Origin of the sequence: Caulobacter sp. 17J80-11 (assembly GCF_014349105.1) — a bacterium.
Lineage (GTDB): Bacteria > Pseudomonadota > Alphaproteobacteria > Caulobacterales > Caulobacteraceae > 17J80-11.
The window spans coordinates 242,545-257,768 of record NZ_JACSJI010000002.1 but is presented as its reverse complement, the minus strand read 5'-3'; the positions used below and the strand labels follow the sequence as shown (position 1 = coordinate 257,768).

The following is a 15,224-nucleotide window of genomic DNA, read 5'->3' as shown; positions in this document are numbered from 1 at the left end:
GCCAAGGGTTTGACCGGCTTATACGGTCCCATCATGCTTCAAGACAAAGCTTACTTTTTCTGCGGCGTCGGCGGCAGCGGCATGGCGCCGCTGGCCCTTATCGTGCAGGCGCGCGGCGCGCGCGTGGAAGGCTCCGACCGGGCGCTGGACCAGGGCCGCATCGGCAAGAAGTTCGAGTTCCTGAGCGGGCGCGGCGTCGGCCTGTTCCCTCAGGACGGCAGCGGAATCACCCGCGCCGAACAGATCCTGGTCGCCTCCGCCGCGGTCGAGGAGACCGTGCCGGACGTGCAGGCCGCCCGCCGGGTCGGCGCGCCGATGATGACCCGCGCCCAGCTGCTGGCCCAGCTGTTCAACGCCGCCCCCTGGGGAATCGGCGTGGCCGGCACCAGCGGCAAGTCCACCACCACCGGCATGATCGCCTGGATCCTGCACGAGGCCGGCCGCGACCCGACGGTGATGAACGGCGCGGAGATGAAGAACTTCATCACCGCCGAACAGCCCTTCGCCAGCGCCCTGGTCGGCCAGGGCGACGTGTTCGCCTCCGAGGTGGACGAGAGCGACGGCTCGATCGCGCTGTACCGGCCCAAGGTCGCGGTGGTGAACAACATCTCGCTGGACCACAAGTCGATGGAGGAGCTGCGCCAGCTGTTCGGCGCCTTCGTCGCCAAGGCCGACACCGCCGTCCTGAACCTCGACAACGACGAGACCGCGGCCCTGGCCCAGACCGTCCCGGCCGAAAAGCGGGTGACCTACAGCCTCTCGCGCGCCGACGCGGACCTTCTGGCCCGCAACCCGGTCCCGGCGCCCGACGGCATCAGCTTCGAGGTGGTCGAGCGCGCCACCGGCCAGGTCGTCCCGGTGCGGCTGAAGACGCCGGGCCTGCACAACGTCTCCAACGCGCTCGCCGCGCTGGGCGCGGCCACGGCCAGCGGCGTGGCGCTGAAGGACGCGGCCGCCGCAGTGGGCGGCTTCGCCGGCATCAAGCGGCGCATGGACGTGATCGGCACGGCCAACGGCGTCACGGTCATCGACGACTTCGGGCACAACCCGGACAAGATCGGCGCGACGCTCGACACCCTGCACGCCTTCCCGGGCCGACTCCTGGTCATGTTCCAGCCGCACGGCTACGGCCCGCTGCGGCTGATGAAGGACGCCTTCGTCGACTGCTTCGTCAACGGCCTGGCGGCCGAGGACGTGCTGCTGATGCCCGAGCCGGTCTATTTCGGCGGCACGGTCGACCGCAGCGTCGGCAGCCGCGAGGTGGCCGAAGCCATCGCCGCGCGCGGCCGCAACGCGAGCGCCCTGCCCGACCGCCCCGCCTGCGGCGACAGGCTGGTCCAACTGGCCACGCCCGGCGACCGCATCGTGGTCATGGGCGCGCGCGACGACACCCTGTCGATCTTCGCGGCGGAGCTGCTTACGCGGATCGGCGGCTGAACCAATCACCCTCGGGCTTGTCCCGAGGGTCCAGCCGTCCGCCGCACGACAGCTGAAGAGGGTGGAGCAGCGCGGCTGCGAAGGCCGTCCAGCCTTCGTGCGAGCCGAACCCTGGGCCCTCGGGACAAGCCCGAGGGTGACGGTCAGGGGTGATCAGACCGGCGAGAACCTCAACGCCACGCCGTTGTTGCACCAGCGCTGGCCGGTCGGCGGCGGGCCGTCGGTGAACATGTGCCCCTGGTGGCCCAGGCAGCGGGCGCAATGGTACTCCGTGCCCTGCCAGGGCAGCAGCGGCGGCTTGGTCACCACGTTCGCCTTCAGCACGGTCCAGAAGCTGGGCCAGCCGGTCTCGGCGTCGTACTTCCACTCGGACTTGAACAGCGGCAGCGCGCAGCCGGCGCAGACGAAGGTCCCGCGGCGCAATTCGTTGTTCAGCGGACTGGAGCCCGCACGCTCGGTGTCGGCGTGGCGCAGCACCCGGTAGGCCTCGGGCGACAGACGCTTCTTCCACTCGGCGTCGGAAAGCTTGCGCCACGGCGAGTCGGCGAAGCGATCGGCGGCGCTGGCCTGGCCCGGCGAACAGGCGACCAGGGCGGCGGTTCCCAGCAGGAACAATCGGCGGTCCATGCGGGTCATTATAGACCCGCGATATCCGGACTCCGAATCCTTCTCCGAAGGATCAGAGAGTGAGAACCAGCTTGGGCCGTTCCCAGGTGATGGCGTCGCTCGGCGGCTTCACGCCCGCGTCCCGCGCGCCCATGCGCCGGTAGAACTCGGCGGCGCCCGGGTTGGAGCAGATCAGCACCGCCTTCGCCCCGGCCGCCCTCGCCTGCCCGGCCATGTGATCGAACAGGACGCGGCCCACGCCGCGGCCCTGCCGGTCGTCGGCGGTGAAGAAGGCCTCCAGCTCGCAGTCCCGCTCGCCCCAGCCGATCAGCTCGTAGAAGCCGGCCAGGCCGGCTTCGTCCTCAAGCACGAAGGTCTTGCCCTCGGGCGCCCAGGTCGCGGCGTAGCGCACGATCATGTCGCGCGGCGGCCCTTCGGCGTAGCCGTTAGAGCCCGCCATCATGCGCCGGAGCGCCGGGACATCCTCGGAGCGGACCGGGCGGATCATTCCAGCCCCAGGCCCTCGTCCAGGCCCAGCGCCAGGTTCAGGTTCTGCACCGCCGCGCCGGAAGCGCCCTTGCCCAGGTTGTCCAGCAGGGCCACCAGGCGCGCCTGCCCGGCCGCTTCGTCACCAAACACGAACAGCTTCAGACGGTTGGTGTCGTTCAGGCCCTCCGGGTCGAGGGTCCTGGTGGCGGCGGTCTCCTCGGCCGTGGCGACCGAGACGAAGCGCTCGCCCTCGTAGGCGGCGGTCAGCACCTCGCGCACCTGGGCGACACTGGGCGCGCCGGTCATCGCGCTCAGCTGCAACGGCACTTCGACGATCATGCCCTGGGCGTAGCGGCCGACCGCCGGCGCGAACAGCGGCGCGCGGGTCAGGCCGGTGTGCTGGCGCATCTCGCCCACGTGCTTGTGGCCGAGCGCCGTGGCGTAGATGCGGAAGGCGGCGGTGGTGTAGGCCGGCGAGGACGCATCCTCGAACTCGGCGATCATCGCCTTGCCGCCGCCGGAATAGCCGGAGACCGCGTTGACGGTGACCGGCCAGTCGGCCGGCAGCAGGCCCGCGGCCACCAGGGGGCGCACCAGGGCGATCATGCCGGTCGGATAGCAGCCCGGGTTGGAGATGCGGGTCGAGGCGGCGATGGCCGCGCGCTGGCCCGGCGCCATTTCGGCGAAGCCGTAGGTCCAGCCCTCGGCCGTGCGGTGGGCGGTGGAGGCGTCGATCACGCGGGTCGCAGCGTTGGCGATCAGGCTGACCGCCTCGCGCGCCGCGTCGTCGGGCAGGCAGAGCACCACGGCGTCGGCGGCGTTCAGCGCCTCGGCCCGGGCGCTCGCGTCCTTGCGACGCTCGGCGGGCAGGCTGATCAGCTGAAGGTCGGTGCGGCCTTCCAGCCGCGCGCGGATCTGCAGGCCGGTGGTGCCGGCTTCGCCGTCGATGAAAACCTTATGGGACATGAACGCCTCCCGGGCCTCGCCGCCTGGGCGAGGGAAAAGCCATAGAAAAAGGGCGCCTCGGTGTTCCGAAGCGCCCCTTCTTTTCGCGTACGCGAGAGCCTTAGCGCTTCGAGAACTGGAAGCTGCGGCGGGCCTTGGCGCGGCCGTACTTCTTGCGCTCGACCACGCGCGAGTCGCGGGTCAGGAAGCCCTGGGCCTTCAGGGCCGGACGCAGGCCCGGCTCGTAATAGGTCAGAGCCTTGGACAGGCCGTGGCGGATGGCGCCGGCCTGGCCCGACAGGCCCGAACCCGCCACCGACACGATCACGTCGAACTGGGTGGCGCGGTCGGTGATGGTCAGCGGCTGGGCGATCATCATGCGCAGCACCGGACGAGCGAAGTAAACTTCCTGGTCACGGCCGTTGATGGTGATCTTGCCGGTGCCCGGCTTCAGCCACACGCGGGCGACGGCGTTCTTGCGCTTGCCGGTGGCGTAGGCGCGGCCGTACTTGTCGATCTGCGGCTCGCGGATCACGGCGGCCTCGACCGGCGCGGTGCCCATGCCCTTCAGGGCGTCGAAGCCGGTGGCTTCAGCAGCTTGCACGTCGGTCATGACTTACTGGCTCCGCGCGTTCTTGTCGTTGAGCGACTTGAAGTCGATCACTTCGGGGTTCTGGGCGGCGTGCGGGTGCTCAGCCGAGTTGTAGAGGCGCATGTGCGTCATCTGCTTGCGAGCCAGCGGGCTCTCCTTCGGCAGCATGCGCTCCACGGCCTTCTCCAGAACGCGTTCCGGATAACGACCGCCGAGGATCTTGCCGACGGCGCGTTCCTTGATGCCGCCCGGATAGCCGGTGTGCCAGAAGAACTTCTTGTCGGTCAGCTTCTTGCCGGTGAACTTCACCTTGTCGGCGTTGATGACGACGACGTAGTCGCCGCAATCGACGTGCGGGGTGTAGTCCGGGCGGTGCTTGCCGCGAAGACGCATGGCGATGAAGGACGCGAGACGGCCGACCACGGCGCCTTCGGCGTCGATCACGATCCACTTCTTCTCGACTTCCGCCGGCTTCAGCGAAGCCGTGGTCGTTTTAAGCATGGTTCGAAATCCTGTTGAGCGGACGGCCGGGGCCGTTCGCGGAAGCGGGGTTGATACAGAAGGCGCCCGGCTGCGTCAATCGGCGGAAACGCGCCAAGCCCAGACCAAGCTATTGATTTAAAACAAGATTTCAAAAACGGTATGAAAATACCGCATTGGCCGCGGCGTTTTCGACGAGCCAGCGTAGCGCTTTTAATCCGAACCCGGCATATCCATGGCCAAGTCGGAGGCTTCGCCATGTCGTTTTCCCGCCGCTCCTTCCTGTCCGCCGGCATCGCCTTCGCCGGCTACGCCAGCTTCGCGCGGGCCCAGGAGGCCGCCGATCCCGGCTACACCAGCGAGGTGACCGGCTACGGCCCGCTGGTCGAGGATCCGGCCAAGGTGTTCGACCTGCCGGAGGGCTTCTCCTACCGGGTGGTCTCGCAGGCCGGCGAGACCATGAGCGACGGCTTTTACGTCCCGCACAAGGCCGACGGCATGGGCTGCTTCCCGCTCGGCCGCGACAAGGTCGTGCTGGTGCGCAACCACGAACTGCGCCCCGCCGACGTCAACCACGGGGCGCTGGGGGTCTCCAGCCACAGCCCGCTGCGGCTGGCCAAGGACCGCATCTACGACTTCAACGACCGCGGCCAGCCCCTGCCCGGCGGCACCACGACCCTGGTCTACGACCTGCGCAAGCAGCGGCTGGAGCGCCAGCACCTCAGCCTGATCGGCACCAGCACCAACTGCGCCGGCGGCCAGACCCCGTGGGGCTCGTGGCTGACCTGCGAGGAGACCGTGCAGCACGCCGGCTCCGGCGTGGGCAAGGACCACGGCTGGGTGTTTGAAGTGCCGGCCTCCGCCAAGGGCTTGGTCGATCCGCGCCCGCTCACGGCGATGGGCCGCTTCAAGCACGAGGCCGCCTGCGTCGATCCCCGTACCGGCGCGGTCTACATGACCGAGGACGAAAGCTCGGACCAGAAGGGCCTGTTCTACCGCTTCCTGCCGAACACGCCGGGCGAACTGCACAAGGGCGGCCGGCTGCAGGCCCTGGCCTTCCGCGACGCGCCCGAGGGCGGCGACAGCCGTAACCAGGACGGCGTGACCACCTGGAACCCGGGCGACTGGAAGGACGTGTTCTGGGTCGACCTCGACGGCGTCGACAACCCGCACGACGATCTGCGCATGCGCGGCCACGCGGCCGGCGCGGCGTGGTTCTCGCGCGGCGAAGGCGTCCACTTCGGCGACGGCGAGCTCTATTTCTGTTGCACCTCGGGCGGCAAGCACGGCCAGATCATGCGCTATGTGCCCAGCCCCCACGAAGGCCGCCCGGAAGAGAAGGACGCGCCCGGCCGCATCCAGCTGTTCGTCCAGCCCGAAGACCCGAAGGTGTTCGACTACGGCGACAACCTGACGATCGCGCCCTGGGGCCACCTGATCGTCTGCGAGGACCGCTACTCCGATAACCTGCGCAACCACCTGCGCGGCGTCACCCCGGACGGCAGGATCTACACCATCGGCCGCAACGTGTTCCGCGAGAACGCCGAGCTGGCCGGCGTGTGCTTCTCGCCCGACGGCACGACCATGTTCGTGAACATCTACTGGCCGGGCTTCACCCTGGCGATCACCGGCCCCTGGAACCGATTCCGGGGCTGAACAGGCGCTCCTCCAGGCGCAGGATCCGCCACAGGCCGAAGGTCGCCGCGGCCAGAACCGCGACGGCTCCGGCCTGGTGCAGCGCGCCCAGCGGCAGCGGCACGGCGTTGATCAGGGTCAACACGCCCAGCGTCGCCTGGCCCCAGACCAGCACGGCCAGGCCCACCGCGCCGGCCTTCACCGCTTCGGGCATGCGCGCGGTGAAGGCGCGCACGGCGTAGAGCGTGACGGCGATCAGCACCACATAGGCGCCGATGCGGTGGTTGAACTGGACCAACGCCTGATCGTGCAGGAAGGCCAGCGGGCCCTTGCTCCAGTCCACCGGCGGCAGCCAGGCCCCGTTCATGCGCGGCCAGTCGTTGTACACCATGCCGGCGTCCGAGCCGGCGACCAGGGCGCCCAAGAGGGCCTGGACGTAGACCAGCGCCAGGATGGCGGCCGAAGCCCTCGCCCACCCGGCCGGCGGACGCGACCGTTCCCGACCGCTCAGCGCCTCCAGGCCCGTCCAGACCAGCAGCACGAAGATCAACAGGGCCATGCCCAAGTGGATCGCCAGCCTCTCAGGCGCGACGTCGACCCGGTCGGCCAGGCCCGAGGACACCATCCACCAGCCGATCGCGCCCTGCAGGCCGCCCAGCGCCAGCAGGCCCAGGCAGCGCCACACAAGCCGGCGCGGGATCTTACGGAGCACCAGCAGCACCAGGAACGGCAGGGCGAAGGCCAGGCCGATCAGGCGGCCCAGCTGACGGTGCGCCCATTCCCACCAGAAAATCCCCTTGAACTCGTCGAGGGTCATGCCGCGGTTGATCTGCTGGTACTCGGGAATCCGCTGGTAGTTGGCGAACTCCTTGGCCCAGTCGGCGTGGTTCAGGGGCGGGATCGCGCCGGCCAGCGGCTTCCACTCGGTGATCGACAGGCCGGAGTCGGTCAGGCGGGTCACGCCGCCGACGACCACCATGGCGAACACCAGGGCGGCCACGCCGAACAGCCACAGGGCCACGGCCAGGGAACGATGCTGAAAAGCCCGGTTCATCTCAGGCGTACTCCACACACTTCATCGCCACCTAGGCCACGGCCGCGGACTCGTCCAGACTGCAAAGCCAAACCTCGGCCGACGGACAGGAACCGTGGAGCCGATCCCGGCATTTGATAAGCAAGACCGCGCCGTGCGCGGCCCAGGTTCGGAGGTATCAACATGAACGGTGTCGGGATCATCGGCGCGATCATTATCGGGATCGTGGCCGGCTGGATCGCCGAGCAGGTCACCGGACGACGGCACGGCCTGCTCATGAATCTTATTGTCGGCCTCGTCGGCGCCTTCCTCGGCGCGTTCCTGGCCGGCGTCCTAGGCTTCACCTTCGCGGGCTTCTGGAGCAGCCTGGTCGTCTCCACTCTGGGCGCCATCCTGCTGCTGGCCCTGTTCGGCCTGGTGCGAGGACGCGCCTGACTTAAGCGCTGAACAGCGCTAGGATATCGAACGCCGCGGGCCTACGTCCCGCGGCGTTTTTGCATGGAGAGTTCCGAGTGGGGGCGCGAGCGCGTCGAGCCGTGGCCGCCGTAGGCGTGCTGGCGTTTCTGGGCTTCTACATCTGGGCCGCGGCGACCCTCGCCGACCGGCTGCCGGACGTGCGCTGGGTCCAGCTGATCTATTTCGTGGTGGTGGGAACGGCCTGGGGCGTGCCGATCATGCCGCTTCTGTGGTGGGCCGAACGTGGTGACCGACCCCGCCGTTAGAGGCGATGGTCGGAGCGGCGGGATTCGAACCCACGACCCCTTGACCCCCAGTCAAGTGCGCTACCAGGCTGCGCTACGCTCCGAAGAGCGGCCCTTATAGAGGCGCCCCGCAGGGGCCGCAACGGCTTTAGGCGTCGTCGCGCGCGATCATCGCGTCCAGCCAGGCTTTCGCCTCTTCCAGCTCGGTCAGCACGGCGCGCAGACGGGTCGCAGTGTCCGCGTCGGCGAGGTCGGCGAGCGGCTGCGCGTCGGCTTCGGCGGCGCGCGGCAGGCGGGTTCCGGCCACCGACGGCACGAAGCCGGGCTGGGCGGCCGCGGCCAGGTTCTTGATCCCCTGCTCGCGGTAGAGCTTCTGCACGCCCTCGATCTTGTAGCCCTTGTCGTACAGCAGGGTTCGCACCCCCTGCAGCAGGGCGACGTCCTGGGGCCGGTAGAAGCGCCGGCCGCCGGCGCGCTTCAGCGGCCGGATGAAGGAGAACTTGGTCTCCCAGAAGCGGAGAACGTGCTGGGGCACGCCGACCTCGTCAGCGGCCTCGGAGATGGTGCGGAAGGCGTCAGGCCCTTTCGTCACCGCGGCGTCACCCCGCGTGACCGGCGCCGTTCGACCCGTCAACGCGAGACTTCATGATCTGCGAGGCGCGGAAGCTGATCACGCGGCGCGGATCGATCGCGGCCGGCTCACCGGTCTTGGGGTTGCGGCCCATGCGGGCGCGCTTGTCGCGGACCTGGAAGACGCCGAAACCGGACAGCTTGACCGTCTCGCCGCGCTCCAGCGCCTCGGCGACTAGGTCCAGCGTGCGCTCGACCAGTTGCGAGCACTCGTGCCGCGACAGCCCCACCTCTTCGTGGACCGCTTCGCACAGATCAGCGCGCGTCAGCGTTTCGCCCTTCATGACGAGCTCCCCCGAGCCAGGACCTATCTCCATTGAATGGCCCGAAACCGGGGCGAAGTCAAAGGCTTCGACCAGCGTTCTCAGAGGCGCAGGGTGCAGGCGCCCCAGGTCAGGCCGCCGCCCATGGCTTCCAGCACCAGGAGGTCACCCGGTTTCACCCGGCCGTCCTCGACCGCCGCGGCCCAGGCCAGCGGAATGGAAGCGGCCGAGGTGTTGGCGTGGTCGGCCACGGTGGACACCACCTTGGTCTCGTCGATGCCCAGCCGGTCGGCCACGCCCTGCAGGATGCGCTGGTTGGCCTGGTGAGGGATGAACCAGTCGATGTCCTTGATCTCGACGCCGGCGGCGCGCGACGCGGCCTCGATGGCCTCGGAGATGTTCACCACCGCGTGGCGGAACACCTGGTTGCCGACCATGCGCAGGTGGCCGACGTGGCCGGTCGAGGCCGGGCCGCCGTCGACGTAGAGCAGGTCCGTCTTGCCGCCGTCGCAGCGCAGCGCGAAGCCCAGCAGGCCGCGGTCGGCCGTGGTCCCCTCGCCTTCCACCGGCTCGACCACCACCGCGCCGGCGCCGTCGCCGAACAGCACGCAGGTGCCGCGGTCGGTGTAATCGAGCAGGCGGGTCATCTCCTCGGCCCCGATCACCAGGGCGCAGCGGGCGTGCCCGCGCGCCACGAAGCCGTCGGCGACGCTCAGCGCATAGACAAAGCCCGAGCACACCGCCTGCACGTCGAAGGCCGGGCAGACCGGCACGCCCAGCTTGCGCTGCACGATGGCGGCGGTGGCCGGGAAGGTCAGGTCCGGCGTGGTGGTGGCCACCACGATCAGGTCGACGTCGGCCGGCGTGCGGCCGGCGGCGGCCAGCGCCTTCCTGGCCGCCTCGACCGCGAGATCGGAGGTCAGCTGGTCCGGGCCGGCCTTATGGCGGCGGCGGATGCCGGTGCGCTCGACGATCCAGGCGTCGGTCGTGTCGACGATCTTGGCCAGATCTTCGTTGGTGACCACGTTGTCGGGCAGATAGCCGCCCACCCCGGTCACCGCGCTGCGAACGGTACGCGTCACTCAGGCCTCCGCTTCGGTGCGGCCGTCATGAATGACCGCGTCCAGGCGCTTCAGATTACGGGCGATTTCCGCGGCGTAGTCGCTCTCGGCGAGGTCCGTGGCCACCCGGATGGCGTTGCCGAAGCCGCGCGCGTCGGCGCCGCCATGGCTCTTCACGACGATGCCGTTCAGCCCCAGCAGCGGCCCGCCGTTGTATTCGTTGGAGTCGATGCGCGAGCGCATGCGCTTCAGCGCCGGCATGGCGATGAGCGCGCCCAGCTTTGCCTGCAGGTCGGAGGACAGCGCCTCCTTCAGCAGGCTGGAGATGAAGCGCGCGGTGCCTTCGGCGGTCTTCAGGGCGATGTTGCCGGTGAAGCCGTCCGTGACCACGACGTCGACCGTGCCCTTGCCGATGTCGTCGCCCTCGACGAAACCGTAGTACTCGAAGTCAAAGCCGTTCTCGCGCAGCAGGCGATGCGCCTCGCGCACCTCCTCATGGCCCTTCACGTCCTCGGAACCGACGTTCAGCAGGCCCACGGTCGGGCGCTTGGAGCCGTGCACGGCCTTGTGGAAGGCCTCGCCCATGATGGCGAATTCGACCAGCTGGGCGGCGTCGCTGGCGACGTTGGCGCCCACGTCCAGCACGGCGGTGACCCCCTTCAGGGTCGGCCAGCTGGCCACGATGGCCGGACGGTCCAGCCCCGGAGCGGCCATGCGCAGCTGCAGCTTGGAGACCGCCATCAGCGCGCCGGTGTTGCCGGCGGACACGGCCGCGTGGGCCTCGCCCTTCTTCACCGCCTCGATGGCGTTCCACAGGCTGGAGCCCTTGCCCCGGCGAAGCGCCTGGGCCGGCTTCTCGTCCATGGCGATGACCTGGTCGGTGTGCCGGATCTCGCTGACCGCGGCGGCCAATGGCGTGCGGTCCAGTTCGGCCTGGATGCGGGCCTGGTCGCCGTGCAGCAGGATCCGCACGGTCCGGCCCTGCATGCGTTCGAGGGCGCGCGCGACGCCCGGCACGACCACGGCCGGGCCGTGGTCGCCGCCCATGGCGTCGATGGAGATGATGGTCGGTTCGGACAAGCGGTCGACTGCGCTCCCTGACGCGCCGCCGCCCCCGGATACTGGGCGAACGCGTCTTCAAAAGGCGGGCGGACGATAGCGCCGCCGGGGGCCGATGCAAGCACGCTGACGTCGCGTCAGCGTTCCGGTTCGTTCAGCTTCAGCTGGGCCAGCTTGGCGAAGGGCGACGGTTCGGCTTCCTGGGCGGGGTTCTCGAACTCCACGCCGGGCTTGCGCGGAAACGGGTCCAGCTCCAGCGCCAGCTGCTCGACCACATAGGCGCCGAGGTCCAGCACGCCGTGCTCGATCAGGTCCGGCGGATCCAGCGTCTCCAGGGTGATCTCGCCGCTGTCCTCGTAGGAGACGGCGGCCGGGTCGGTGGTGGCGCGCATGTCGAAGTCGCCGTCCACCTCCGACGGGAAGGTCTCGAGCGTCACGCCGCAGGTGTAGACCACCGCCGCCTTGAACCGGCCGCGGATCTCGTAGTGGGTGTCCAGCACCGGGCGCACCTCGACCTCGGCCTCCAGGCTGTCCAGCCCGGCCAGGTCCAGCGCCTTGGCCACGCGTTCCCGTACGGATTCTTCCGCGACCAGGCGGCGCGTCAGGCCCGCGCCGACGGCTTCCACGCGCACGGGCACGGACCAGGGGGTGGAGGTGTCGTCACGCGGGGTCATTGGCGGACCTGCGGCCACGCGGGCCGCCCTTCCAGGATTTGCTTCAGGGGTTGCGCGGCGAGCGCGTCGTGGGCGCGGACGATGTAGTCGACCACCGGGGCGGCGCGTTCCAGCGCCGCCTCGTCGGAGAACACGTTACGCGCCACGATGCCGGTCAAGGCGTCGGAATCGGGCTCGGGATCGAGCGCTTCGACGTAGGCCTTGGTGCGACCCATCAGCGCTTCACCGAGCTTGCGGATCTTCTTGGCCAGCGACAGATCGCCCACGCCCATTTCGCGCAGCGAGTCGTCCAACGCCGACACGTAGGTTTCGAACAGGGCCTCCGAGGTCTCGGCGGCCTGTTCGCCTTGATCCTTCAGGCGTTCGACCAGCAGGACCACGTGCAGGGTGTACAGCTCGAAGCGCGCGTCGACCCGGTCCTCGACGCCGAGGTCCAGATAGAATTCAGGCTGTCGCGCCTGGGCCACCGCGGCGGCGTAAAGCTTTGTTCCGGCCGCCTTTGCGGCCCGTGGCTTGAGCAGCCGGTGAAGCATGTCGCAGGCGCCCCTTTGTCGCCTGCCGTTGAACTAATGATCGAGGAGCGATAGGTCAAAGGGCTGAACACTCGTCGCGAGGGGCGCCATGTCGAACTTCCGCACTGCTTTGATCGCCGCTGTCGCCGTCGCCGGCCTTTCCGCCTGCGCGCCGACGGTTGCGCGCCAGGGCTACCAGGCGGTCGACGCCAACCCGAAGGAAGTGAAGGTCGGCGAGGACACCAAGTCCACCGTGCTGGCCAAGCTGGGCTCGCCCTCGGCGATTTCCACCTTCGAACCGAACACCTGGTACTACGTGTCGCAGATCACCTCGACGACGACCTACCACCGCCCGCAGGTGAACAGCCGCGACGTCACCGTCGTCAGCTTCGACCCGGCCAGCGAGCAGGTCACCGCGGTGAAGGCGCTGGACATGGCCGACGGCCGCAAGGTCGCCTTCAACGATCGCGAGACCCCGACCCGCGGCCGCGAGCTGACCGTGCTGGAGCAGCTGCTCGGCAACGTCGGCCGCACGGTCATGCCGAACACCGAAGAGAACCAGCCCGGCGGCCGCCGCCCGGACTGACGGCTCTCGCCGGCTCAGGAACGCAGAACGCCCCGGAGAGCGATCTCCGGGGCGTTTTTTCTTGTTTCCCCTCCCCATCATCCCGGAAAGCGCGCAGCGCTTATCCGGGACCCAGCAAGCGCGACCTCAACGCTGCGAAGCCCGCGCTGCAAAAGCGCCGAGCTTGCTGGGTCCCGGCTCTCCGCTGCGCTGCGCTCCGCTCCGGCCGGGATGCCTTACGGGGGAAAGAAAAAGCGCCCCGGAGATCGCTCTCCGGGGCGCTTGCAGTTCAGCCTTGCGGCTTTGGTCAGCCGATGTTGCCGCTCGCCAGCACCGCCAGCAGCAGAAGCGCGACGATGTTGGTGATCTTGATCATCGGGTTCACGGCCGGGCCGGCGGTGTCCTTGTAGGGATCGCCGACGGTGTCGCCCGTGACCGCGGCCTTGTGGGCGTCGGAGCCCTTGCCGCCGTAGTTGCCCTCTTCGATGTACTTCTTGGCGTTGTCCCAGGCGCCGCCGCCCGAGGTCATGGAGATGGCCACGAACAGGCCGGTCACGATGACGCCCATCAGCATGGCGCCCAGCGCGGCGAAGGCGTTCGCCTTGCCGGCGATGGCCATGACGGCCACGAACAGCACGATCGGCGACAGCACCGGCAGCAGCGAGGGGATCATCATCTCCTTGATCGCGGCCTTGGTCAGGATGTCCACGGCGCGGCCGTATTCCGGCTTGGCCTTGAACTCCATGATGCCCGGGATTTCGCGGAACTGACGACGGACCTCGGCCACGACCGATTCAGCGGCGCGGCCCACGGCGGTCATCGACATGCCGCCGAACAGGAACGGCAGCAGGCCGCCGAACAGCAGGCCGACCACCACGTACGGGTTGGACAGATCGAAGGCGACGTCGCCCAGGCCGTGGAAGAAGGAGCCGACCGGCGCGTTGGCCGAGAAGTACTTCAGGTCCTGGGTGTAGGCCGCGAACAGCACCAGGGCGCCGAGGCCCGCCGAACCGATGGCGTAGCCCTTGGTGACCGCCTTGGTGGTGTTGCCGACCGCGTCGAGCGCGTCGGTGGAGACGCGCACTTCCTTCGGCAGGCCCGCCATCTCGGCGATGCCGCCGGCGTTGTCGGTGACCGGGCCGAAGGCGTCCAGCGCGACGATCATGCCGGCCAGGGCCAGCATGGTGGCGGTGGCGATGGCGATGCCGAACAGGCCGGCCAGCTGGTAGGTGATGACGATGCCGGCGATGATGGTCAGGGCCGGCAGGGCGGTCGACTCCAGCGACACCGCCAGACCGGCGATGACGTTGGTGCCGTGGCCGGACTGCGAGGCCTTGGCGATCGACTTCACCGGGCGGAAGTTGGTGCCGGTGAAGTACTCGGTGATCATCACGATGGCCGCGGTGACGCCCAGGCCGGTGACGCCGCACCAGAACAGGTTCATCGAGTCGATGACTTCGCCGCCCGAGGTCGTGACCGTGGCCGGGATCAGGTACTTGATCACGCCGTAGACGGCGGCGATCGACAGGACGCCGGTGACGATCAGACCCTGGTACAGGGCGCCCATGATGTTGGTCTTGCCCTTGCCGAGGCGCACGAAGAACGTGCCCACGATCGAGGTGAAGATGCAGACGCCGCAGATGGCCAGCGGCAGCAGCATCATCGAACCGACGTAGGCCGTGCCGGCGAAGAAGATCGCGGCCAGCACCATGGTGGCGACGATGGTCACCGCGTAGGTCTCGAACAGGTCGGCGGCCATGCCGGCGCAGTCGCCGACGTTGTCGCCCACGTTGTCGGCGATGGTGGCGGCGTTGCGCGGATCATCCTCGGGGATGCCGGCTTCGACCTTGCCCACCATGTCGCCGCCCACGTCGGCGCCCTTGGTGAAGATGCCGCCGCCCAGACGCGCGAAGATCGAAATCAGCGAGGCGCCGAAGCCGAGCGCCACCAGGGCGTCGACCACTTCGCGGCTGGTCGGGTCGAAGTTCAGCACCTGGGTCAGGACGTAGAAGTAGCCCGACACGCCGATCAGGGCGCCGCCGGCCACGAACAGGCCGGTCACCGCGCCGGCGCGGAACGCCAGGCTGAGGCCCTTGTTCAGGCTCTCCGAAGCGGCCTGGGCGGTGCGGACGTTGGCGCGCACCGAGATCAGCATGCCGGCGTAGCCGGCGGCGCCGGACAGCACCGAGCCGATCAGGAAGCCGATGGCGGCGTACTTGCCGATCAGGAAGTAGCCGGCGACCAGGATGACGATCCCGACGATGGCGATGGTGGTGTACTGCCGCCGCAGGTAGGCGGACGCGCCCTCTTGAATGGCCGCGGCGATCTCCCGCATGCGTTCGTTGCCGGCGTTCGCCTTCAACAGGGCGGACGTCTGCACCGCGCCGTATAGAAGACCCGCCAAGCCGGCCACGATGACCAGCACGAGCGTGTTACTCATAATTCAAGCGCCCCTCTTTTTGCGCGCGGACCTGCCGAAGACCGGAGAAATCCCCCCTCCGCCTTCGATAGATCTCCTCCCAAGCCTGTCGGGAATCAGTAG

The 15,224-nt window shown here is 69.0% G+C and carries 18 protein-coding genes and 1 tRNA gene; 5 read left to right on the top strand and 14 right to left on the bottom strand.

What is annotated here, in order from left to right; all coding sequences use genetic code 11:
• The first annotated feature begins 33 nt into the window (after positions 1 to 33).
• A complete protein-coding gene (locus H8B08_RS03710) occupies positions 34 to 1,437 on the top strand; it encodes a Mur ligase family protein (protein WP_187448857.1) in 1,404 nt (467 codons plus the stop codon).
• Between the two features lie 153 nt (positions 1,438 to 1,590).
• On the opposite strand, the gene msrB is transcribed toward H8B08_RS03710, so the two are convergent.
• The 5 genes from msrB to rplM all read right to left on the bottom strand — a co-directional run bounded on the left by msrB (position 1,591) and on the right by rplM (position 4,570).
• Positions 1,591 to 2,064: a peptide-methionine (R)-S-oxide reductase MsrB gene (gene msrB / locus H8B08_RS03705; RefSeq protein ID WP_255500643.1), complete on the bottom strand. Its 474-nt coding sequence runs from the start codon at positions 2,062 to 2,064 to the stop codon at positions 1,591 to 1,593.
• Positions 2,065 to 2,116: 52 nt separating this feature from the next.
• Positions 2,117 to 2,551 (bottom strand): GNAT family N-acetyltransferase, encoded by a 435-nt coding sequence (locus H8B08_RS03700; protein ID WP_187448855.1) that lies wholly within the window; start codon positions 2,549 to 2,551, stop codon positions 2,117 to 2,119.
• Complete coding sequence (argC, locus tag H8B08_RS03695; RefSeq protein WP_187448854.1) at positions 2,548 to 3,498, bottom strand: N-acetyl-gamma-glutamyl-phosphate reductase; 951 nt, start codon at positions 3,496 to 3,498, stop codon at positions 2,548 to 2,550. The genes H8B08_RS03700 and argC overlap by 4 nt, the downstream gene beginning before the upstream one ends.
• A gap of 100 nt (positions 3,499 to 3,598) precedes the next feature.
• Positions 3,599 to 4,090, bottom strand: a complete 492-nt coding sequence (rpsI, locus tag H8B08_RS03690) for a 30S ribosomal protein S9 (RefSeq protein WP_187448853.1) — start codon at positions 4,088 to 4,090, stop codon at positions 3,599 to 3,601.
• A 3-nt stretch (positions 4,091 to 4,093) separates the two neighbouring features.
• Positions 4,094 to 4,570, bottom strand: a complete 477-nt coding sequence (rplM, locus tag H8B08_RS03685; RefSeq protein ID WP_187448852.1) for a 50S ribosomal protein L13 — start codon at positions 4,568 to 4,570, stop codon at positions 4,094 to 4,096.
• Between the two features lie 237 nt (positions 4,571 to 4,807).
• Here rplM and H8B08_RS03680 point away from each other — a divergent pair, with 237 nt between their 5' ends.
• Positions 4,808 to 6,205: an alkaline phosphatase PhoX gene (locus tag H8B08_RS03680; RefSeq protein ID WP_187448851.1), complete on the top strand. Its 1,398-nt coding sequence runs from the start codon at positions 4,808 to 4,810 to the stop codon at positions 6,203 to 6,205.
• Here H8B08_RS03680 and H8B08_RS03675 read toward each other — a convergent pair.
• The gene (locus H8B08_RS03675; RefSeq protein WP_187448850.1) at positions 6,174 to 7,238 is read right to left on the bottom strand and encodes a COX15/CtaA family protein; all 1,065 of its coding nucleotides are present in this window, start codon (positions 7,236 to 7,238) and stop codon (positions 6,174 to 6,176) included. The genes H8B08_RS03680 and H8B08_RS03675 overlap by 32 nt on opposite strands.
• Positions 7,239 to 7,400: 162 nt before the next feature.
• Here H8B08_RS03675 and H8B08_RS03670 point away from each other — a divergent pair, with 162 nt between their 5' ends.
• Positions 7,401 to 7,652, top strand: a complete 252-nt coding sequence (locus tag H8B08_RS03670; RefSeq protein WP_163259731.1) for a GlsB/YeaQ/YmgE family stress response membrane protein — start codon at positions 7,401 to 7,403, stop codon at positions 7,650 to 7,652.
• Between the two features lie 101 nt (positions 7,653 to 7,753).
• On the top strand, positions 7,754 to 7,939 hold the full coding sequence (locus H8B08_RS03665; protein ID WP_370545385.1) for a DUF2842 domain-containing protein: 186 nt from the start codon (positions 7,754 to 7,756) through the stop codon (positions 7,937 to 7,939).
• A gap of 6 nt (positions 7,940 to 7,945) precedes the next feature.
• On the opposite strand, the gene H8B08_RS03660 is transcribed toward H8B08_RS03665, so the two are convergent.
• The 7 genes from H8B08_RS03660 to H8B08_RS03630 form a co-directional block, all read right to left on the bottom strand.
• Positions 7,946 to 8,022: transfer RNA gene (locus H8B08_RS03660), tRNA-Pro, on the bottom strand.
• A gap of 44 nt (positions 8,023 to 8,066) precedes the next feature.
• Positions 8,067 to 8,510 carry a MerR family transcriptional regulator gene (locus tag H8B08_RS03655; RefSeq protein WP_187448849.1) on the bottom strand — a complete coding sequence of 148 codons (444 nt, stop codon included), beginning with the start codon at positions 8,508 to 8,510 and terminating at the stop codon, positions 8,067 to 8,069.
• 7 nt (positions 8,511 to 8,517) lie between these two features.
• A complete protein-coding gene (locus tag H8B08_RS03650) occupies positions 8,518 to 8,832 on the bottom strand; it encodes an integration host factor subunit alpha (RefSeq protein ID WP_187448848.1) in 315 nt (104 codons plus the stop codon).
• Between the two features lie 80 nt (positions 8,833 to 8,912).
• The gene (locus tag H8B08_RS03645) at positions 8,913 to 9,893 is read right to left on the bottom strand and encodes a beta-ketoacyl-ACP synthase III (RefSeq protein WP_187448847.1); all 981 of its coding nucleotides are present in this window, start codon (positions 9,891 to 9,893) and stop codon (positions 8,913 to 8,915) included.
• Positions 9,894 to 10,952 carry a phosphate acyltransferase PlsX gene (gene plsX / locus H8B08_RS03640; protein WP_187448846.1) on the bottom strand — a complete coding sequence of 353 codons (1,059 nt, stop codon included), beginning with the start codon at positions 10,950 to 10,952 and terminating at the stop codon, positions 9,894 to 9,896. It lies immediately after the preceding gene.
• Positions 10,953 to 11,068: 116 nt separating this feature from the next.
• A complete protein-coding gene (locus H8B08_RS03635) occupies positions 11,069 to 11,605 on the bottom strand; it encodes a DUF177 domain-containing protein (protein ID WP_187448845.1) in 537 nt (178 codons plus the stop codon).
• Positions 11,602 to 12,138, bottom strand: a complete 537-nt coding sequence (locus tag H8B08_RS03630; protein ID WP_187448844.1) for a ubiquinol-cytochrome C chaperone family protein — start codon at positions 12,136 to 12,138, stop codon at positions 11,602 to 11,604. Before H8B08_RS03630 ends, H8B08_RS03635 begins: the two co-directional genes overlap by 4 nt.
• Positions 12,139 to 12,226: 88 nt before the next feature.
• On the opposite strand from H8B08_RS03630, the gene H8B08_RS03625 reads away from it, so the two are divergent.
• Positions 12,227 to 12,703, top strand: coding sequence for an outer membrane protein assembly factor BamE (locus tag H8B08_RS03625; protein ID WP_187448843.1), 477 nt, complete (start codon positions 12,227 to 12,229; stop codon positions 12,701 to 12,703).
• Between the two features lie 286 nt (positions 12,704 to 12,989).
• Here H8B08_RS03625 and H8B08_RS03620 read toward each other — a convergent pair whose 3' ends face one another.
• Positions 12,990 to 15,122 carry a sodium-translocating pyrophosphatase gene (locus tag H8B08_RS03620; RefSeq protein ID WP_187448842.1) on the bottom strand — a complete coding sequence of 711 codons (2,133 nt, stop codon included), beginning with the start codon at positions 15,120 to 15,122 and terminating at the stop codon, positions 12,990 to 12,992.
• Positions 15,123 to 15,224 lie beyond the last annotated feature (102 nt).

Bases quoted from the DNA above. Each gene is read 5' to 3' on its own strand.
- H8B08_RS03630 (WP_187448844.1), bottom strand. From the start codon at position 12,138: ATGCTTCACCGGCTGCTCAAGCCACGGGCCGCAAAGGCGGCCGGAACA.
- argC (WP_187448854.1), bottom strand. From the start codon at position 3,498: ATGTCCCATAAGGTTTTCATCGACGGCGAAGCCGGCACCACCGGCCTG.
- msrB (WP_255500643.1), bottom strand. From the start codon at position 2,064: ATGGACCGCCGATTGTTCCTGCTGGGAACCGCCGCCCTGGTCGCCTGT.
- H8B08_RS03620 (WP_187448842.1), bottom strand. From the start codon at position 15,122: ATGAGTAACACGCTCGTGCTGGTCATCGTGGCCGGCTTGGCGGGTCTT.
- H8B08_RS03675 (WP_187448850.1), bottom strand. From the start codon at position 7,238: ATGAACCGGGCTTTTCAGCATCGTTCCCTGGCCGTGGCCCTGTGGCTG.
- H8B08_RS03680 (WP_187448851.1), top strand. From the start codon at position 4,808: ATGTCGTTTTCCCGCCGCTCCTTCCTGTCCGCCGGCATCGCCTTCGCC.
- rplM (WP_187448852.1), bottom strand. From the start codon at position 4,570: ATGCTTAAAACGACCACGGCTTCGCTGAAGCCGGCGGAAGTCGAGAAG.
- H8B08_RS03650 (WP_187448848.1), bottom strand. From the start codon at position 8,832: ATGAAGGGCGAAACGCTGACGCGCGCTGATCTGTGCGAAGCGGTCCAC.
- H8B08_RS03710 (WP_187448857.1), top strand. From the start codon at position 34: ATGCTTCAAGACAAAGCTTACTTTTTCTGCGGCGTCGGCGGCAGCGGC.
- rpsI (WP_187448853.1), bottom strand. From the start codon at position 4,090: ATGACCGACGTGCAAGCTGCTGAAGCCACCGGCTTCGACGCCCTGAAG.
- H8B08_RS03670 (WP_163259731.1), top strand. From the start codon at position 7,401: ATGAACGGTGTCGGGATCATCGGCGCGATCATTATCGGGATCGTGGCC.
- H8B08_RS03700 (WP_187448855.1), bottom strand. From the start codon at position 2,551: ATGATCCGCCCGGTCCGCTCCGAGGATGTCCCGGCGCTCCGGCGCATG.
- H8B08_RS03625 (WP_187448843.1), top strand. From the start codon at position 12,227: ATGTCGAACTTCCGCACTGCTTTGATCGCCGCTGTCGCCGTCGCCGGC.
- H8B08_RS03635 (WP_187448845.1), bottom strand. From the start codon at position 11,605: ATGACCCCGCGTGACGACACCTCCACCCCCTGGTCCGTGCCCGTGCGC.